We start from the raw sequence: 15457 nt of genomic DNA, 5'->3' as shown, positions 1-15457 counted from the left end.
CAACCCAAATTTTGTTTCCGGCCGGTCCGTTTCCCTGTCTTTCCTGCACCTTTTGTTGGCAGCAGGAGAGAGAGGTGAGGGCATGGTGTCCAAGGCAAGGAGTCCCAAAACAGCTTCCGGTCCGCTGAAGGTGACGGAGCCGGTTGTCCACCAATGGGGATACCAGGGCGTTCGATCTGAGATCGCGCCAACGCTGCCACCCAAGCCGCAGAACTGGCCGTTCGCTGCGCTCGGCATCCCAGGGGCAGCAGCTGCAGTGGCTGGCTTCGAAATGGTGGGCGGATACGGCGAAGCGTTGCCGGCCACGGTTGCAGCCGGCCTCGCTGGCGCAGCTGGCGTCACTGCCATCGGGTTAAGGAACAAGGAACGTTCGGCCATTGCAGACCGAGCAACCGAAGACGTTGCCGTGCACGTGTCGACCTATCTGACCCGTAAGTGCCTCAAGGTACTCAAATGGGAGGGCGGATGGATTGGCTACCCGGCCCGGGTCAGGATCCGGTATGCCCAGGGCGCTGCAGATAATCCGTCCCTCAAAAACACCCTGGCGGAACTGTTGGAGGACAGGCTTGGCAGACCGTACCGCCTGATCTCGGAAAATTCCCGCGGCCGTTCCTTGGTGTACGAAGTCACCGAACATGCCCCGGCTCCGGACTCCGAAGAGACTCCCAGCAAGGTTGAGCAGCGCGTGGACAAAATCGTCAAGAAGCTTTTCACACCCCGAGGTGCTGGTGAGCAGCCCACCTATGAACTCTTCTGGGACAACGATGTTCTGGAGAAGGTCATCATCCGCCACGACATCAGTGACGTTGTCGAAAACAGGGTCGTCCAGACCCTGAAAACCCGAAAGTTCTCGAACTCCGTACCGGGCGAATGGAAGGCCGAGTGGGACACGGAGGAGGACTATGTCGTCTTTACCCATCCCCCCAAACTTCCGGACGTCATCCCGCACCCGCCACGAAATCCGGACGAGCCGATGAAGATCGCATTTGGTCAGTTCCGAACCGGTGAACCGTGCATCTGGGATCTGGACGCACCACTGCCTCATCTCCTGATCAACGGCGGTACGGGCGGTGGTAAGACGGTCCTCATACTCTCGATCCTCCTGGGCCTCCCCTTGGGCAGGACAAAGATCGTACCCATCGACCCAAAGCGTATTGGGCTTTTCAACCTGGATCTCATACCCGGGGGCCGGAAAGCAGCAACCACAGAGAAGGCCATCGTGGACGCCCTCTTTGAGGTCAAGGCTGAGATGGACCGCCGGTATGAATTCCTCGAATCCGAAGGCCCGCACCTGAGGGAAACCCTGGATCCTGTCGTGCTTGTCATTGATGAGGGCGAGGAAATGAATGACATGCTCTCGGACTGGTGGGTATCCGGGGAGGGAAAGGAAGACTGGAAACTAAGGTTTGATCTTGAAAAAGCACCAGCGGGAAGCACTCACCCCGCGATGGGCACCTTGGGATCCATTCTCAGACTGGGTCGAGAGGCCCGCATACATGTGATGGTTGCATCCCAGCAGGCAGCAGCTGCATGGCTGAGCACTTCGAGCCGAAGCCAGTTCGCAGTTCGAATAGCACTACGAAACCTCGAAACAACCACCAGCCAGATGCTCTTTGGCAGCACCGTTGCGACATCCGGGTTGGAGAACCTTCCAGGCCGCGCCTGGGTCAGCGTGGGCATGGGCGTGGTTCCCGAGCACGCGCAGATCTACTGGACGCCCAAGCTTCAGAGCGGACTCAGCGAAAACGACCGCGCAATCCTCCACGGACTTGGAATAGTCCTGCCTGACGACGAGGAATTCGTCCGCCCGAATCCGGCCAAGGGCTTCAGCCAGGCATCCCTACCGTCCCGGGAGGGTGGACATGAGCAGCCGGATTCACCGGACCAGGATGACAACACACAGGATGACGACGCAGCGGAAGTGGTCACGGCAGTTCAGAAAGCTGAACGTTTGGAAGTACTCAGCGGCACGGACAGCGCCGTGCAGCTGCGGGCGCGTCCGGAACGGTCGGTGCTTCAACTGTCACGGGCAGGGGATGAGATTCCTGACAATGTCACCTTTCTGCAAGTACCCCCACCTGTCCCCGCAGAACAGAAACCCGATAGCTCCGGCGTCCAGACGTATGGATCCGAGTCCCAGGCAGCCATCGAGGATATCGAGCCGGGATCAATGATCCTCATAGATGAAAGCGCCGGCACGTGGGCAGTCGTGACCGAAGAGGGGTTGCCCGATGACACGGACGACGAGGCGTGGGCCTTGCTCTGCACCACGGAGGACGGCCAGGAAACCGCCCTTATCGCGGGCTTGGGGGAAATCGTCACCTACCGCCCAGCTAGCTAAACAAAATCTACGAAAGCAGGAAACAGTGATGGAAAAAGAAACAGCAGGTCCTGAATCGGATCTTCAGGAGCTCATGGGCCTGGTCACGATAGCGATGCTGGTCATATCAGCCGGGGGACTGGGCGGCTTGCTCACGTTCATGGAACCAGCCAAAGAGTGGGCACTCAATACCGGGATCCTGGTCCAAGGGACGGCGGTCCTTTTCGCGTTGCCCGGGGATCCCACTATCGGACTCGACGCCGGACGGGCACTGCTTGCAGCTGGCGGGATTCTGGTCCTGATACTCGGATCGGCCTACCTTGTTATCCGCCGGCACCAGCGTCGGAAAATGGTTGTTTGACCGCTCCTTCCCGGGGCCTGGATCCCCCAAGCAGCGGAACTAAAGAAGGAGAGTGAGGGCAGTTGCCCCGACTCTCCTTCTTTCCCACCCACTCCGAACTGTCAGGAACCTCCGGAAGATTCTGATGCTGTGGTGCGGCGGCGTATCTTTCTCACCCAGACTTCGGACACTCCTGCAGCTTCGGCGATTTCCCTGGCTGAGAACTGGTGCACCACCGCCGCAATGCCGGCCGTCCTGGCGTCAAGGGCTTGCAGTAGTTCCTTGTCAGCGCTGTTCCTTGCTGTCCGCAGCGGGGCGATGGACTCCAGGTCGTGGACTTCCGGATGATCCGACCGTCCGCGTTCAAGGCGCAGGTAATAGGTTTGCTTGCTGATCCCGGCCGTATCCAAAAGCGTACGGATCGGAAGACTTTGGTTTGCGAGTTTTGAAACGGCAGAGACCAGCGCCTGAATAGTGTCGTCGCGCCTTTCCGCGGCTGTTTCAACGGACGATCGGAGCTGGTGCAGCTCATGAAGAGTGGACATTTGAACCTCTAAATATTTACTCGATCTGACATAGATAATCGTAGGGACGGAAGACTTGCCGGTCAAGCTCGCGAGCCACGGGCGGCGGTCAGGCGCTTCGGGTCGCTCTGCTGGTTCTGTGAACTGGAGTCGCGGCCGGCGTGTGGGCGCAGATGTACATCCCGGCCAGTCGGCGGGCGAAAGCCGGGTTGCGGCCAATGAGCGCAAGGGCCGCCTCGGCGTCGGAGCAGCCCCAGCCTGCGGGAACTATCTCCGGCTGGGCAGCGGCCCACTTGGCCAGTGCCTTGGGTTCGATTTCGATGACGGCGACAGCGTTTTGGGAAAGCATGGGCAATCCGCCTTTACTCGATCTGACATATATAAATGTAGGCATGCCAACACTCTCTGTCAATGCACCGAGCGAGGGTACGAAAAGACCCCGCCAGGATGGAGCCCAATTGTCAGATCGAGTTGACCCTGGCGGGGCCGGCATTCAGGATAGCGCGGATCTTGGCGTTCTGCCGAGTGCGGGCCTAGCATGTGGCTCAAGCGGCCCCTTCTCCTGTCGAGTTCGAGGGGCCGCTTTCCTTTGCCTTGAAAGCCGTGAGTGTTCTGCCTTGTTTCTCCATCAGGAAACTCGTAGATTGGACACATGAGAGATGCTATTGAGTTGGCTTCATACGCCCAGGGGATAGCTGCAGCTGCGCATGCCGGCCAGCGGGACAAAGCCGGCGCCCCGTACATCGAGCACCCGGCCCGTGTTGCGGGCCATCTCATCGCTCTTTTCCCTGATGCTTCCAGTGCGGCCGTGGCTGTTGCCTGGCTGCATGACACTGTCGAAGACACGGCCCTGACTCTCGAAAATTTACGCGAACTGGGATTCCCTGACTCGGTGGTGGCCGGCGTGGACGCCATGACCAAACGGGCCAATGAGGCCCCTGAGGATTATTTCCGGAGGGTCAGGTCCGATCCCTTAGCGTTGATGGTCAAGGCCGCGGATGTGCGCGACAACACAGACCCCGAGAGGGTAAAGTTCCTCGACGCTGCCACAGCGGAGAGATTGGCCAGGAAGTACGAAAAGTCTCAGCGCCTGCTGCAGGGTGCCGGCTAGTGTGTAGAGCTCTTGCTGAAGGCGGCCGCCGGTGCGACAGGGACGCGGGGCGTCTCCAATCCCTGGGACACGCGGATCTGCTTCCGGAAGCTTCCGACGACAGGCCGGGAGTTACCTGGAGCGTCCCTGGACACGCTGAACCTCCGCTTGCGAACCTCTGGTCACCGCCTGAGCCCCCTCCAGGAACGCCTGTGCAGGCCCGGCCGGCGCCGAAGGCTGTGGTCGCGGAGGCTGTTGGAACTCTGCATGACGTCCGGGCTGTGGAACCTGAGATCACCAGCACGGTATTGAATGCACTGCCGCCGGGATCCCGGGCGCATGGATTGGAATTCAGGCTTAAGTCACCATCCTCGTTGGCCCGCAAAATTGCCGATAGGGTCAGGCGTACCGCGCAGTCGGATAATCCGCAGTCCCCGCATGATGTCGCGTCCAGGCTCACCGACGTCGTCAGGTACACGGTCATTGCCCCGGACGGGGATTCCCTGGTTCCCACGGCCAGGACAGTGGTCACCAGGATGGGGCGTGCAGGGTACAAAGTCGTTGAGGCGGAGCATTCCTACTTGGAGGGCTCCGCATATAAGGGTTTGCATCTCCTTTTCGAAGCACCAGGCGGGCTCAGGTTCGAGCTGCAGGTCCACTCTGAACTGTCGCAGAAGGTCAAGGACGAGATCCACGTTGGATATGAGAAAGCCCGGGTCCTCCCGCAAGGAGATCCAGAACGAGACCGGCTGGTTGCCGGGATGCAAGCAGCAACAGATTCAGTCCCCATACCGGCGAAGATCCGCGGCATGAGAAAACTCGGCGGCATCCAGGTCGAAAAGAGGAAGAAATGAACACCTACCAGTTTGAAGAGGTCCGAGACCAGGAAACCGGGGCGCTTTTGTGGGTTGGCGCCCGTGAGCAGCAGAGCCCTTGGCGGTTCTTTGTGTGGGTGTCCAACACCGGGGCCTGGCACCGCTACCAGGAGTTTGAGCCGGGCGCCGGTTGGGTGGACGGTGTGGACTTCAAGGAAATCGATGCAGCTGCTGTGCCGGCCGTGGTTGAGTCCGTGCGGCGAATAGATGAGCGCCGTTTCGGGTGGGTCATGGATGAGTTCCGGGCACAGCCCGCCGAAGAGATCCTCACACACGCCCAACTTGGTTTGGATGCCGGCAGGGGAGCGCGTCCGACACGCACCGTTTCTTTGGAGGAGATTCCGACAGATGGCTGGATGACCCTGAAAACCTATGAGCCGGATGGTGAAGGCAAAGCTAGGTCACTGGCCAGTGACATCCGCCTGGGCAAACGGAAAGGATGGCCGGTCGGCGCCGTGGAGTCCCGGATAGAAAAAACCCCGGAGGGCTTTGAAGTCCAAGTCAGGGCCGCGGCGCAGGCGATAAGCCCTCCGGGCAAGGCCCAGACGGAAAGGCATGACTTAACCATGGGGCCGGTGCGATTGGAAAAAGACACGGTCTCTGATGACTTCTACGTTGACGACATCATCGACAAGAAATAGTCGAGCCATGCGGTTGGAGATGGCTGATGCTGGTGGCCAGGTCCTCTGTTCTGGTGGTGGTGTGGTGGCGTTCACCGTCCCGGGCATGGCTGACCACGTCAAACGTCTTCAAGAATAACCAGAAGCCCATGGGAGGCCAACGGTCGGAGGGGTCACCAGATGTTGTTCTTCGGCTGGTCCGAGGGGAGATGGTTGTTCTCCCGCGAGAAAATGCGGTCGTAGGCTGCTCCTGTGGCTTTCCATGCGAGCTTCGGATCGGGGGTGTAGCCAGACATCCAGAGGGCGGCTGAAAGTGGAGGGAAAAGAGCTGCAGCCAATCCCACAATGTAGGCAGCAGACATATATGCCGTTCCAACGGCCAGCTGCAGGGCGGCCCTGCTGTAGCGGTCATGGAAGGGGATTGTCAGCGCTAAGTCGCTGGCAGGATCCTTTTCAGCAACGGCCGGGGTAACTACCTGGCCGTATGCCGCTTCTTTACATCCAGGTCAGCCTTTAAAGGATCTTGCAGTAGGGGCCCACCGGGCATGTCAAGGACGTGCTGAATTGCTGTCTTTCCAGCAAATAGGCCTTGAAAATCAGGCAGATGCTGGTTGCCTGCTCGTTCCAGGATGCGTTGCACGCTGGCGAGGGCGGCGGGTTGCATGGCGATGTTTTTGTAGGGCTGGTTGCCTGCTTGTTCCAGGATGCGTTGCATCCTGGCCATGGCTGGGGGTTGCATGGCGATGTTTTTGTAGGGCTGGTTGCCTGCTTGTTCCAGGATGCGTCGCATCCCGGCTAGGGCGGGCGGCTCCATGGTGATGTTTTTGGAAGCCTTGTTGCTGGCTTTCTCCACCGATTCCTGAGCCGTGTGCTCCACATTTGTCCTGGGATGCTGCGGAGAAGCCTTGTCGGTAGTCATGACAACTATTCTGTGCCGGTTAACCTTTATCGGCAGCATGACGCGCTAACCAGAAGCGCCCGCGAATATGTACTCACCAGCGTTCAGGATCCGAATATGACAACTTGAGGGCGCTCGGATCCTCAATCGGCTGTTGGAGATACCAGGCTGAGCAGTATGCGCGGGCGAAGGGGTGCGTTGTGTACGCCCTGACCTTGGACCATTAAAACTGCGGCTACAGTCACGGAAGAGCCTGCGCAAAAGTACGGGCAGGTCGTGGCTGAAGGCATGGAACTACCAACAGTTGGACTGGTTAGATGAGTGAGCGGAAGGACGTAAGAATGAGCCAACGGGGTTCGAAAGCACGTCGCGCGGCGCAGGCAGCGAAAGTCATTGCACGAAGCGCACAGAGCTCCGGCACGATCAAGTGTTACGTGGAGCGCTTCAAGAACCCTGACGGAACGCCTAACCTTCGCCTCCGTGAGAAGGTGACCCAGCGGACGGTCCGGGTTCATACTGACCAACGGATGCTTCATCCTTTATCGCCGATGTCGAACCTACTGCAGGACTGCTATGCCCACGGCGGGGGGCTTGTCGAACCTCGGAACCGCAAAGAACACATCGCCATCGCCGCGCCAATCCTTGTGCAGAATACTCAAGAGGTAGCCGTCATGCTCGACAACGAACTCTCCGTAACGGTCAACATCTTGTCTGCGCACATGGTCTCCCCTCCCCACTCCGTGTGGTGTTACGTCGAAGAGTACCCAGGCGGGGACGGAGCCACCGGCCTCCGACTTCGGGAAAAAGTCACCGGTCGAAAGGTCGAGATGTACGGCAAGACTAAGGACCACTTGACCGAGTTCCTTGCCAGCACTCTCTTCACCGGCGCGTACAAGCTCATGCCGAACCTCTATGAGAAGGACGGGTTCCAGGACTACGTTTTGGTCTCTGGAGGAACTGCCGTTGACTCGTATGACGTGCTCCTCTTCGAAGCCGGAGCCCAGCTCACATACCTACTAGGCCCGACGCCCGATACGGCGTACCGGGATGCTTTCCGTGCTCTTGAGCAAGAGTCTCCGACCGCCTCGCACGCACGTACAGCCATGAGGCTTTTCGAGGGCGGTCGTTACCGTGAGGCTGTGCTCTCCGCGCGACTGGCTGTCGAAGTGGCTTGCGGCGGAGGTGGTTTAGTCGTGAAGAAGCGTTTGGACGAAGGACCCCAGGACATTTCGGCTCTCGGGAAGGACCTTTTTGAAAGGCGCAATATCGCTGTTCACGAGGGCCGTACAAGAGTCGAACAGCCGGACGCAATGCAGGCCATTACCGCGATGAAGCGCATCCTTGAATACCTGGAGCTGAAGGACGCCTGATCTGAGCGCAGTGGCTCTGGCGGCAAACCCTATGCTTTGGGGATGACGAACGAAGAAATAGGACTTGTCTGGCATTACACCGACGGTGGTGCGCTGATGAACATCCTCAAAAACAACGAACTTTGGGCGGGGTCGGCCGCCTTCATGAATGACATGAATGAGCTGCTCAGTGGCAGCATCCAGCTTCGAAACCACTTTGAGGACCAGCGTCCGAACCTCTCTAAAGACGTCATCCAGAAGCTGGAAGAGTACATCCCTGAGGTGAAGGCAAGATCCCGAGATTCCTTCGTTTTGTCAGCCTCTTCTGACCCTGACAGCCTGACCATGTGGCGCTACTATGGCCGTCATCAAGTCAGCTTTGCAGTCGGGCTCGACCGAAGTGAGTCCTTGGTGCCCTTGGCAAGGCTCACAGAGGACGAGCACCCCCACCCTCCGGCCGACTACGGTGACGACGGAATCGAATATGACGAGCAAGGGGCACCTTTCCGGACCTATCACCCGGATGACGTATTCATAGAGGGTGGTGAATGGAAATCCGTCGTTTACGAGCCGAACAAACAGTCGGAGATCATCGCCAACATCTTTGAGAAACTCCGTGATGGTGTCGAGAAACGGCTGGCGCCCGCTGAGAAAGGCAAGATCTCTGTCTGGCTATTTCCCTTCTTCATGAATGAGGACCTGGATCTCATCAAAAATGAAGGTTTCCGTGACGAGCTGGAAGAGCGAATAATCGTGTGGCCTAACCCCGCCTGGAAGTTTGTCTTCCACCGTCCGGGCCCTTTCGGGCTCGTACCCTACGTGAAGCTCACCTCACTGCGGGGTAAGAACATTGATCCTCAAGAAAATCGCTTTGCCACTAAGGCCGGCAGGCTGCCCATCCGCGAAATCCGTATCGGCCCAACCCCTTACAGCGTGGAAGCAACAGCTAGCTTGAAGCAGCTGCTGGAGTTTCATGGTCTGCACGACGTCAAGGTCACCTCCAGTGAGATTCCATTCCGTCAATAACACGGCGCGCCCCGGGCTAACTAGGTTCTGCCGAAGGGCCGGGGCTCATAAGTAAGGGCCCCGCGGCCGCCGCGTAGCGCGGCCACCCGAAACTCCTGCTCTTGGTCCTGGTCACGGCCCTCGGGTCTCCCCGACAAAACTCTGTTGATTTTCCCGTCACGATTCCATGGGTAAAGGCACTATATCCGTAAGGGGAGTTTTGCCTTTGCTGATCTTAGGAGAACCTGAGGCGCTGTTGACGTTGTCAGAGGATTTTGTGTTAAGGAGGAGCAGACTTGACGCGCTGTTTCTAGGAGCGGCGGAATGAGCTGCCGTTCGGAAGTCCACTTAGGGCCTCGACGACGGGTCGCCAGTCAATGGTCAGTGAAGGGTAGCTTTGGATGCGCCCCAGGATGGGCCACCCCTCGGTGTCGCGAGTAAAGGAACGGATCATCATCAGCATCCGTCCATCCTTGGCTGCGGCGGCGACGACCAAGGCCTCCCCGCGGTGAGGGTTAACGGTGTAGAACGTTTGTTCATGCTGATGAATTTTCTGTTCTTCGGCTTGGTGGGTTGTCCATACTTCACCGGTCCACATGAATCCGTCTGCTCCCGAGGAGCGGACTTTGTCTGCCATTAATCGGTGCATTGCGATCTTGGACGCACTGTCATGCGATGAGAGCTGGAAGGATTCGATCGGTGTTTCCCCTTTGTAGAGGACCATCCAAGGGAGTGCCTCACCATCGACCGTGAGGAACAGGGAGGCACTGCGCATCTGGAGCGGGGTGACAGCAATTGGGTCACCATCCAAACCGAAGTGGTCTCCGTAGCGCTCCCTGAGTTTCTCTGTAGTGATGGCGGGATCTCGCCGGATTCCAGCGACTTTCAAGATCAGTTCTCGGCGGCTTTGAATGTCGATGGTTCGGGTGATTGGTGTCTGGCCAGCCCACGCCATGCACGTAGGGACGATCAATGTGCTTTCATCGACGTTGCATTCACGGGTTGGTAGGGAAAGTTCCGCGCAGGTGCCCTCAGTTTCTGCATGAAATGCCGAAACCAGAGACACAAGATGCGCATAAAGATGGCTTCCCGCTTCGAGGAGCTCAACGTCAGGGAGGGTGTTGGCTACCCACTTCCTGGACACCCTGAGAACGCCGGATCGTAAGCTCTCTGGTTTTGACATCAGGAACGCTTCCAGCAGGGCGTCGTTCGAGGTTTCCGGTTCTACATCCAAGCGACGACCAATAGTTTCGTGATCGCTGCCGAAATACTCCATCCAGGCGACGCTATGCAATGTCAGATCAGCTTCATGAATGACTAGGTTGCGTGCCTTTGCCGCCCATTTGAAATAGCGATCGGATGACACTCGCGATGTCCATGCTTGGAGTCTTTGCTCACCGCCTGGGACTACACGCTTCTTGCGACTGACCGTGTCAATGGTGCTCTGAAAGGAAGCCAGAAAAGAGTTGAACGTGCGCCTGAACCTAGGGGGATCGAAGTAAGCCTCCAGCGCATCGTGCCATTCGGCATGAGCATCATCAAGGCGCCGGTGCGCGTCCGGTAGCGGGCAGCTCATGTACCTAGGGTAGGCGCGTAAATACTATTCCAGCGCACATAACCTTTTCCGGGCAGAATGGGGCTCATGTGCGGCAGATATGTAATGTCCAAAGCAACCAGCGACCTTTTGAGCCACTTTGAGGCCAAGGAAGTTGAAGGCAGCCCTCCAGGGCCGAGCTGGAACGTCGCTCCGACCCAGAACGTGCCGATCGTGGCCGAACGGCTGGATGAGGGCACCATTGACCGGCGCCTGCTGATAGCCCGTTGGGGCCTGGTGCCATCCTGGGCAAAGGACATCAAGGTGGGCTCCAAGCTGGTAAATGCTCGCAGCGACCTGAGGCAGACCGGCCATTCCCCGAACACAGTGAAGTCTTACGCACGCGCCTTTGCTTGTGGTGGGAGTTCTTGGGACTTCGGGACCGACGCCCGAATTCGACTGCCCTGGCTTAGGGCTGGTCCATTAGGACCTTGAGGGCGGCTAGGGCCTTCTCGTCGTCTCGCTTGAAGATCACCGTCAGAAGGGGCACTGCGAACCGGGCCAGGCCGCCCACTTGGAAATCTACCTTGCTGGTGAGCCGACAGGTGTCGGAGCCGGTGGGCTCTACCAGATAGGAAGCGACACCGGTCATCTTGCCCGATGGGATCTCGAAGGCGACGAAGCGGCCAGGCTCGTAGGTGATGAAGCGGTTGCGGGCGACGACTTTCATTCCCGCGAATCGCCGCGTCAACTCATGTTCTGTGCCAACACGGAGAGGACCCGGAGTGATGCGCCTAATATCGTCGATGCCGCTCTGCCATCGGGGCGCGTTCGTGTGGTCTGCAACGAAGTCGAAGACCTTTGAGGCCGGAGCCTGCAACGCGGTGCGCATCTCCAGCTGGAGCCGTCTCATGAGGCGTCCTTTCCAAGGCGCGGACGCACGCTATGGTGTGCAAGCCCGGTTGGTTGCAACGGGACGAGCGAATCCGCGGCTGTCGCAACGGCCCTGTGCGGGATCGACGAGGCGAGGGCTAGGACAATCACGAACGACGCGGCCAGGACGGCAACCCACGCGCCGCGGGGCTCCGTAAGACCGAGTACGGGGCCGCCGATTCCGGGTCCGGCCAGAGCGAGAGCCGCAAGCAGGGCTGCGCTGGTGATGCCGCAGGCCAGCCTGCTCCAAAGCGGACCCCGGTGCGATATAGCGTAGCCTCCACCGACGGCCATCAGAGCCACTGCGATCGCTCCTCCGCCAAGGCCCTGAGTCAGAAGGGCAGGAACCGCGCCGGGTAGGAGCATTGGAGCTACGGCAAACGCCAATGGCGCCAGAGCCAGCCATCGCCAATGCTGCCGGCCACCGGTCCGTCGGAGGGCTTCCGCCCAGCCTAGGAGTCCGCCGGCAACGGCACCGGGAAAGATGAGTGCGCCGAATGTTCCCCACCAATCGAAAGTGGATGCCGGACCGGCGAGCTCCGCCATGTATCCGCGGAAGCCGGCGGCCCAGGCAATCCCGCACGTCGTGCCCAGTGCGGTGAGAGTCACCGCTGGTCTGCCAAGGAAATGGCTGTTCATGATGGCCTCGTTAGCTACGGTGCCAGAGAGGGCGAGGAAGGATGTTGGGTCGACTGCCGGTGAGGACGGTCTGGGGGTTCCGGGTTTTCACGACACGCCTCTACTTTTGAAGCAAACTAGAGTGCTGCTCTAGTGAGATACTCTAAATATGGACCCGGACACACTGCACGTCAAGAGCACCCGCAGGCAGAAATCGGACGCCACCCGGCGCAAGATCATAACGGCGGCGCACCAGGAATTTATCGCCCGAGGATTCCACGGGGCCACCATGGCTGGCATCGCTGCCCGTGCCGGAGTAGCTTCGCAAACCGTGTACTTCGTGTTCCACACCAAACCCGAGCTCATCAGTGCCGTAATTGACTCCGCCGTCCTGGGCGAAGATGATCCCCGCCCACCGCAGGCCCAACCGTGGTGGACAGCGATGATGCAGGAACCCGACGCTGCTGAGGCATTGCGGATCTTCATTCGTGGAGCAGGCCCTTTATTTGCGCGCGCGTCGGCTATCTCGGAAGTTCTTCGCGCAGCCGCCCTGACCGATAACGAGGTGCGCCGAACGCACCAACACCATGAAAGCCTTCGCAGGGACGGGTTCGGGCAGGTCTTGGGAATACTGGCGGAAAAGGGGCCGCTCCGTGCCGATTGGCCCATCGATCAGCTCACCGAGGCGTTCATGACTGTCTACGGTGACAGCACGTACCACCAGCTCGCTGTCGTGCGCGGCTGGAGCCACGACCAGATCATGGCATGGCTCTGTGACGTCCTTCCAGGCATGCTGCTCACATAAAAAGGTTCCGCCACCTACCCGTGCTGCCCTCCCAGCAAACTACAAGGTTATGTGGACATAATGCGATCGGAGCTTCGGTCAACCGCTATTTGACCGGGGCTTCGCCAATTCAGGGACCAAGCAACGAATGCCAGAGTCCGCTGCTGTCGCTACCCGGCGGGACCGTCCTGTGACTGGCCAAGCAAGGCGCACGACGGTGCGAGAATCGGGCTACCTGCCCTTCATCATGGCCAGGCGCTCGACGCTGGGCGACCCGTGCCCACCACGCCTCCGAATCCATCACTATAAGCGCATATCCAAAATGCTGGATACTGCCTTATAGTTCTTGATATGGAAAGTGCTTTGAATCCGTATTCGCCCGGTTCGGGGCGTCGGCCCTTTGAGCTGGTTGGGCGCCAGAGTGAGATTGATGCGTTCGATCTGCTGCTGGCCAAGACCAGGCAGCGACGGCCCGACCGGGGGATCGTCCTGCATGGGCTTCGCGGGGTGGGCAAAACGGTCTTGCTGAACGAGTTTCGTCGGCAGGCCGAAAACGCAGAATTTATGGTGGTTTTCCTTGAGGGCAGGGACGCTGAGGGAGGGCCGGAAGCCGTTAGGGCAAAGCTCGCCCGGAGCCTGCTGCAGGCAGGGCGGAAGCTGAATCGCCGAGGTGCGGGGGAACGGCTCGTGGCGGCGCTTGGCAGCATCGCTTCCTTCTCCGCGAAACTCGGCGTGACCGGCATCGATATCGGGGTCAACCTCAATCACGGCCGCGCCGATTCCGGGTCGATCGAAGTGGATCTGGAAGAGCTGATTGAGGATCTGTGCCTGGCGCTGGCGGAGAAGCGTTCTGGCCTGATCTTCATCATCGATGAGATGCAGGACCTGGACGAGGGACTTATCGCCGCTCTCCTCAGCGCCCAGCACCTGGCTGGCCAACGCGAGTGGCCTTTCTACATCGCGGGCGCAGGGTTGCCCAATCTGCCTTCGGTACTCAGTGAGGCGCGTTCCTACGCCGAAAGGATCTTCAATTACCGCAGCATCGGAGCGCTGTCGAGGGAAGCCGCCGAGGCGGCCCTGGTTGTCCCGGCCCGGCGGTTTGGGGCATCGTTCGTGCCCGAAGCCCAAGACCTCCTGCTGAGTGCCTCGGGCGCGTACCCGTACTTTCTGCAGGAGTACGGCTACGCGGCTTGGGAAACAGCACCGGAGAAGACAGTGACCTTCGACGACGCGAAAATCGCGGTGGAAATTGGCCGTGCGCAGCTGGACCAAGGGTTCTTTCCTTCACGCTGGAAACGGGCCTCGAAGGCAGAGAAGGATTTCCTCCGCCTGATGGCGATCGACGGTGATGAAGGATCCAGCACCGCTGAACTTGCCGAACGGGCTCACAAGAAGCAAAGCTCCATGACCATGACCCGCGCATCTTTGATCGACAAGGGGATCATCTACGCACCAGCACTCGGTGTCGTGGCGTTCACCGTGCCGGGCATGGCTGACTACGTCAAGCGCCTCCATGAATAAGACGAGCGCAGGAACCGGGACCATTGCAGGCGGGAGATTGCGGTGGGGAATTCTCCTGGCGGTTACCGCGCTGGTTCTTGCTGGGGCCGGGATCTACGCGGTGGGAGCGTACCAGCGCTTCGAGGAGAGCCGCAGTGCGGCCTCATCGGTAGACGTCACTGCAGGCCAGCCCCTCCCGGGGGTCCCTTTCATTCTTTTCAGGAACACAGCCGACGGGCAGGGGTATGGCAATGCGGCCACCGTGCCTCTTTCTGCCCCTGGTGGCAAGCGTGCGGTCAGTGACCAGGCCTGCGACCGGGTCTATGGCGCTGACGCCACGGTGGTCTGTCTCAGATCCAACCGCGGCTTGGTGACGACTCACGAAGCGGCCGTCCTGAACCGGGAATGGGAGCAGGAGCGTTCGTGGCCTGTGCCCGGCATTCCGAGCCGGGCGCGCACCAGCGCGGACGGGTCCCTGATCGCGACCACGGTGTTTGTCTCCGGTCACTCCTACACTCAAGCCGGGTTCTCCACAGCAACTGAGATCACGTTGCCCGGGGGCGGTACAGGAAACCTCGAAGACTTCGCACTCATCGTGAACGGCGAACGGCTGCTGGCCAGTGACAGGAACATTTGGGGTGTGACTTTCGCACCCGGCCAGAGTGATGTTTTTTACGCCACGGCCGCGTCGTCAGGGCGGATCTGGCTGGTCCAGGGGAGTATCGCGGCCAGGACGCTGACGGCCATCCACGACAACGTTGAATGCCCCTCAGTGTCGCCGGACGGCACCAGGATCGCGTATAAGAAGAACGTCGGCGGGCCCCTGACCGCACATTGGAACGTGGCGCTGCTCGACCTGGCCACCGGCACTGAAACGGTGCTTTCGGAGAAGCGCAGCGTCGATGACCAGATTGAGTGGCTGGATGATCAGAACCTGTTGTATGGTCTTGCGGACGAAACCACTGAAGGTGACAGCAACATCTGGAAACTGCCAACCGATCCCGCGTCCCAGCCGAGCCTGTTCATTGAGCACGCGTGGTCCCCGAGTGTGGTCCGCTGACGTCCGA

At 59.6% G+C, this 15457-nt stretch carries 18 protein-coding genes; 11 read left to right on the top strand and 7 right to left on the bottom strand.

Features of this window, described 5'->3' with window-relative positions; translation table 11 throughout:
• Positions 1–82 precede the first annotated feature (82 nt).
• Together AC1RJY_RS21540 and AC1RJY_RS21535 are read left to right on the top strand one after the other, a co-directional pair.
• Positions 83–2341, top strand: a complete 2259-nt coding sequence (locus AC1RJY_RS21540; protein WP_498603430.1) for an FtsK/SpoIIIE domain-containing protein — start codon at positions 83–85, stop codon at positions 2339–2341.
• A gap of 28 nt (positions 2342–2369) precedes the next feature.
• Positions 2370–2681 carry a hypothetical protein gene (locus tag AC1RJY_RS21535; RefSeq protein ID WP_498603428.1) on the top strand — a complete coding sequence of 104 codons (312 nt, stop codon included), beginning with the start codon at positions 2370–2372 and terminating at the stop codon, positions 2679–2681.
• 101 nt (positions 2682–2782) lie between these two features.
• On the opposite strand, the gene AC1RJY_RS21530 is transcribed toward AC1RJY_RS21535, so the two are convergent.
• Positions 2783–3205, bottom strand: coding sequence for a hypothetical protein (locus tag AC1RJY_RS21530; protein ID WP_498603426.1), 423 nt, complete (start codon positions 3203–3205; stop codon positions 2783–2785).
• A gap of 88 nt (positions 3206–3293) precedes the next feature.
• A complete protein-coding gene (locus tag AC1RJY_RS21525) occupies positions 3294–3533 on the bottom strand; it encodes a hypothetical protein (RefSeq protein WP_498603424.1) in 240 nt (79 codons plus the stop codon).
• A gap of 303 nt (positions 3534–3836) precedes the next feature.
• Here AC1RJY_RS21525 and AC1RJY_RS21520 point away from each other — a divergent pair, with 303 nt between their 5' ends.
• The 3 genes from AC1RJY_RS21520 (at position 3837) to AC1RJY_RS21510 (ending at position 5790) form a co-directional block, all read left to right on the top strand.
• A complete protein-coding gene (locus tag AC1RJY_RS21520; RefSeq protein ID WP_498603422.1) occupies positions 3837–4295 on the top strand; it encodes an HD domain-containing protein in 459 nt (152 codons plus the stop codon).
• A gap of 191 nt (positions 4296–4486) precedes the next feature.
• Positions 4487–5128 (top strand): hypothetical protein, encoded by a 642-nt coding sequence (locus AC1RJY_RS21515; RefSeq protein ID WP_498603420.1) that lies wholly within the window; start codon positions 4487–4489, stop codon positions 5126–5128.
• Positions 5125–5790, top strand: a complete 666-nt coding sequence (locus tag AC1RJY_RS21510) for a hypothetical protein (protein ID WP_498603418.1) — start codon at positions 5125–5127, stop codon at positions 5788–5790. The genes AC1RJY_RS21515 and AC1RJY_RS21510 overlap by 4 nt, the downstream gene beginning before the upstream one ends.
• A 152-nt stretch (positions 5791–5942) precedes the next feature.
• Here the strand turns inward: AC1RJY_RS21510 and AC1RJY_RS21505 are convergent, their stop codons facing one another.
• Both AC1RJY_RS21505 and AC1RJY_RS21500 read right to left on the bottom strand, forming a co-directional pair.
• Positions 5943–6131: a hypothetical protein gene (locus tag AC1RJY_RS21505; protein ID WP_498603416.1), complete on the bottom strand. Its 189-nt coding sequence runs from the start codon at positions 6129–6131 to the stop codon at positions 5943–5945.
• Between the two features lie 110 nt (positions 6132–6241).
• On the bottom strand, positions 6242–6688 hold the full coding sequence (locus tag AC1RJY_RS21500) for a hypothetical protein (RefSeq protein WP_498603414.1): 447 nt from the start codon (positions 6686–6688) through the stop codon (positions 6242–6244).
• A gap of 650 nt (positions 6689–7338) precedes the next feature.
• On the opposite strand from AC1RJY_RS21500, the gene AC1RJY_RS21495 reads away from it, so the two are divergent.
• Entirely contained in the window at positions 7339–8037 is a 699-nt protein-coding gene (locus tag AC1RJY_RS21495; RefSeq protein ID WP_498603412.1) for a hypothetical protein, read from the top strand.
• 42 nt (positions 8038–8079) lie between these two features.
• A complete protein-coding gene (locus AC1RJY_RS21490) occupies positions 8080–9042 on the top strand; it encodes a hypothetical protein (protein WP_498603410.1) in 963 nt (320 codons plus the stop codon).
• Positions 9043–9331: 289 nt separating this feature from the next.
• On the opposite strand, the gene AC1RJY_RS21485 is transcribed toward AC1RJY_RS21490, so the two are convergent.
• Positions 9332–10597 carry a hypothetical protein gene (locus AC1RJY_RS21485; protein ID WP_498603408.1) on the bottom strand — a complete coding sequence of 422 codons (1266 nt, stop codon included), beginning with the start codon at positions 10595–10597 and terminating at the stop codon, positions 9332–9334.
• Positions 10598–10654: 57 nt separating this feature from the next.
• On the opposite strand from AC1RJY_RS21485, the gene AC1RJY_RS21480 reads away from it, so the two are divergent.
• A complete protein-coding gene (locus tag AC1RJY_RS21480; RefSeq protein WP_498603406.1) occupies positions 10655–11050 on the top strand; it encodes an SOS response-associated peptidase family protein in 396 nt (131 codons plus the stop codon).
• Here AC1RJY_RS21480 and AC1RJY_RS21475 read toward each other — a convergent pair.
• Together AC1RJY_RS21475 and AC1RJY_RS21470 are read right to left on the bottom strand one after the other, a co-directional pair.
• Positions 11025–11468, bottom strand: coding sequence for an SRPBCC family protein (locus AC1RJY_RS21475; protein WP_498603404.1), 444 nt, complete (start codon positions 11466–11468; stop codon positions 11025–11027). The two genes, AC1RJY_RS21480 and AC1RJY_RS21475, sit on opposite strands and share 26 nt — an antisense overlap.
• Complete coding sequence (locus AC1RJY_RS21470) at positions 11465–12127, bottom strand: hypothetical protein (RefSeq protein WP_498603402.1); 663 nt, start codon at positions 12125–12127, stop codon at positions 11465–11467. The genes AC1RJY_RS21475 and AC1RJY_RS21470 overlap by 4 nt, the downstream gene beginning before the upstream one ends.
• A 148-nt stretch (positions 12128–12275) precedes the next feature.
• Here AC1RJY_RS21470 and AC1RJY_RS21465 point away from each other — a divergent pair, with 148 nt between their 5' ends.
• From AC1RJY_RS21465 to AC1RJY_RS21455, 3 genes are all read left to right on the top strand, one after another.
• Positions 12276–12911, top strand: a complete 636-nt coding sequence (locus tag AC1RJY_RS21465) for a TetR/AcrR family transcriptional regulator (protein WP_498603400.1) — start codon at positions 12276–12278, stop codon at positions 12909–12911.
• Positions 12912–13241: 330 nt separating this feature from the next.
• Entirely contained in the window at positions 13242–14411 is a 1170-nt protein-coding gene (locus AC1RJY_RS21460; protein ID WP_498603398.1) for an ATP-binding protein, read from the top strand.
• Entirely contained in the window at positions 14404–15450 is a 1047-nt protein-coding gene (locus tag AC1RJY_RS21455) for a TolB family protein (RefSeq protein WP_498603396.1), read from the top strand. The genes AC1RJY_RS21460 and AC1RJY_RS21455 overlap by 8 nt, the downstream gene beginning before the upstream one ends.
• The last annotated feature ends 7 nt before the right edge of the window (positions 15451–15457 follow it).

The sequence above is a fragment of the Arthrobacter sp. GW822-FHT05G07 genome (genome assembly GCF_058799755.1).
Note: the sequence above shows the minus strand (reverse complement) of the source record. Positions and strands in the feature narration are given on the sequence as shown.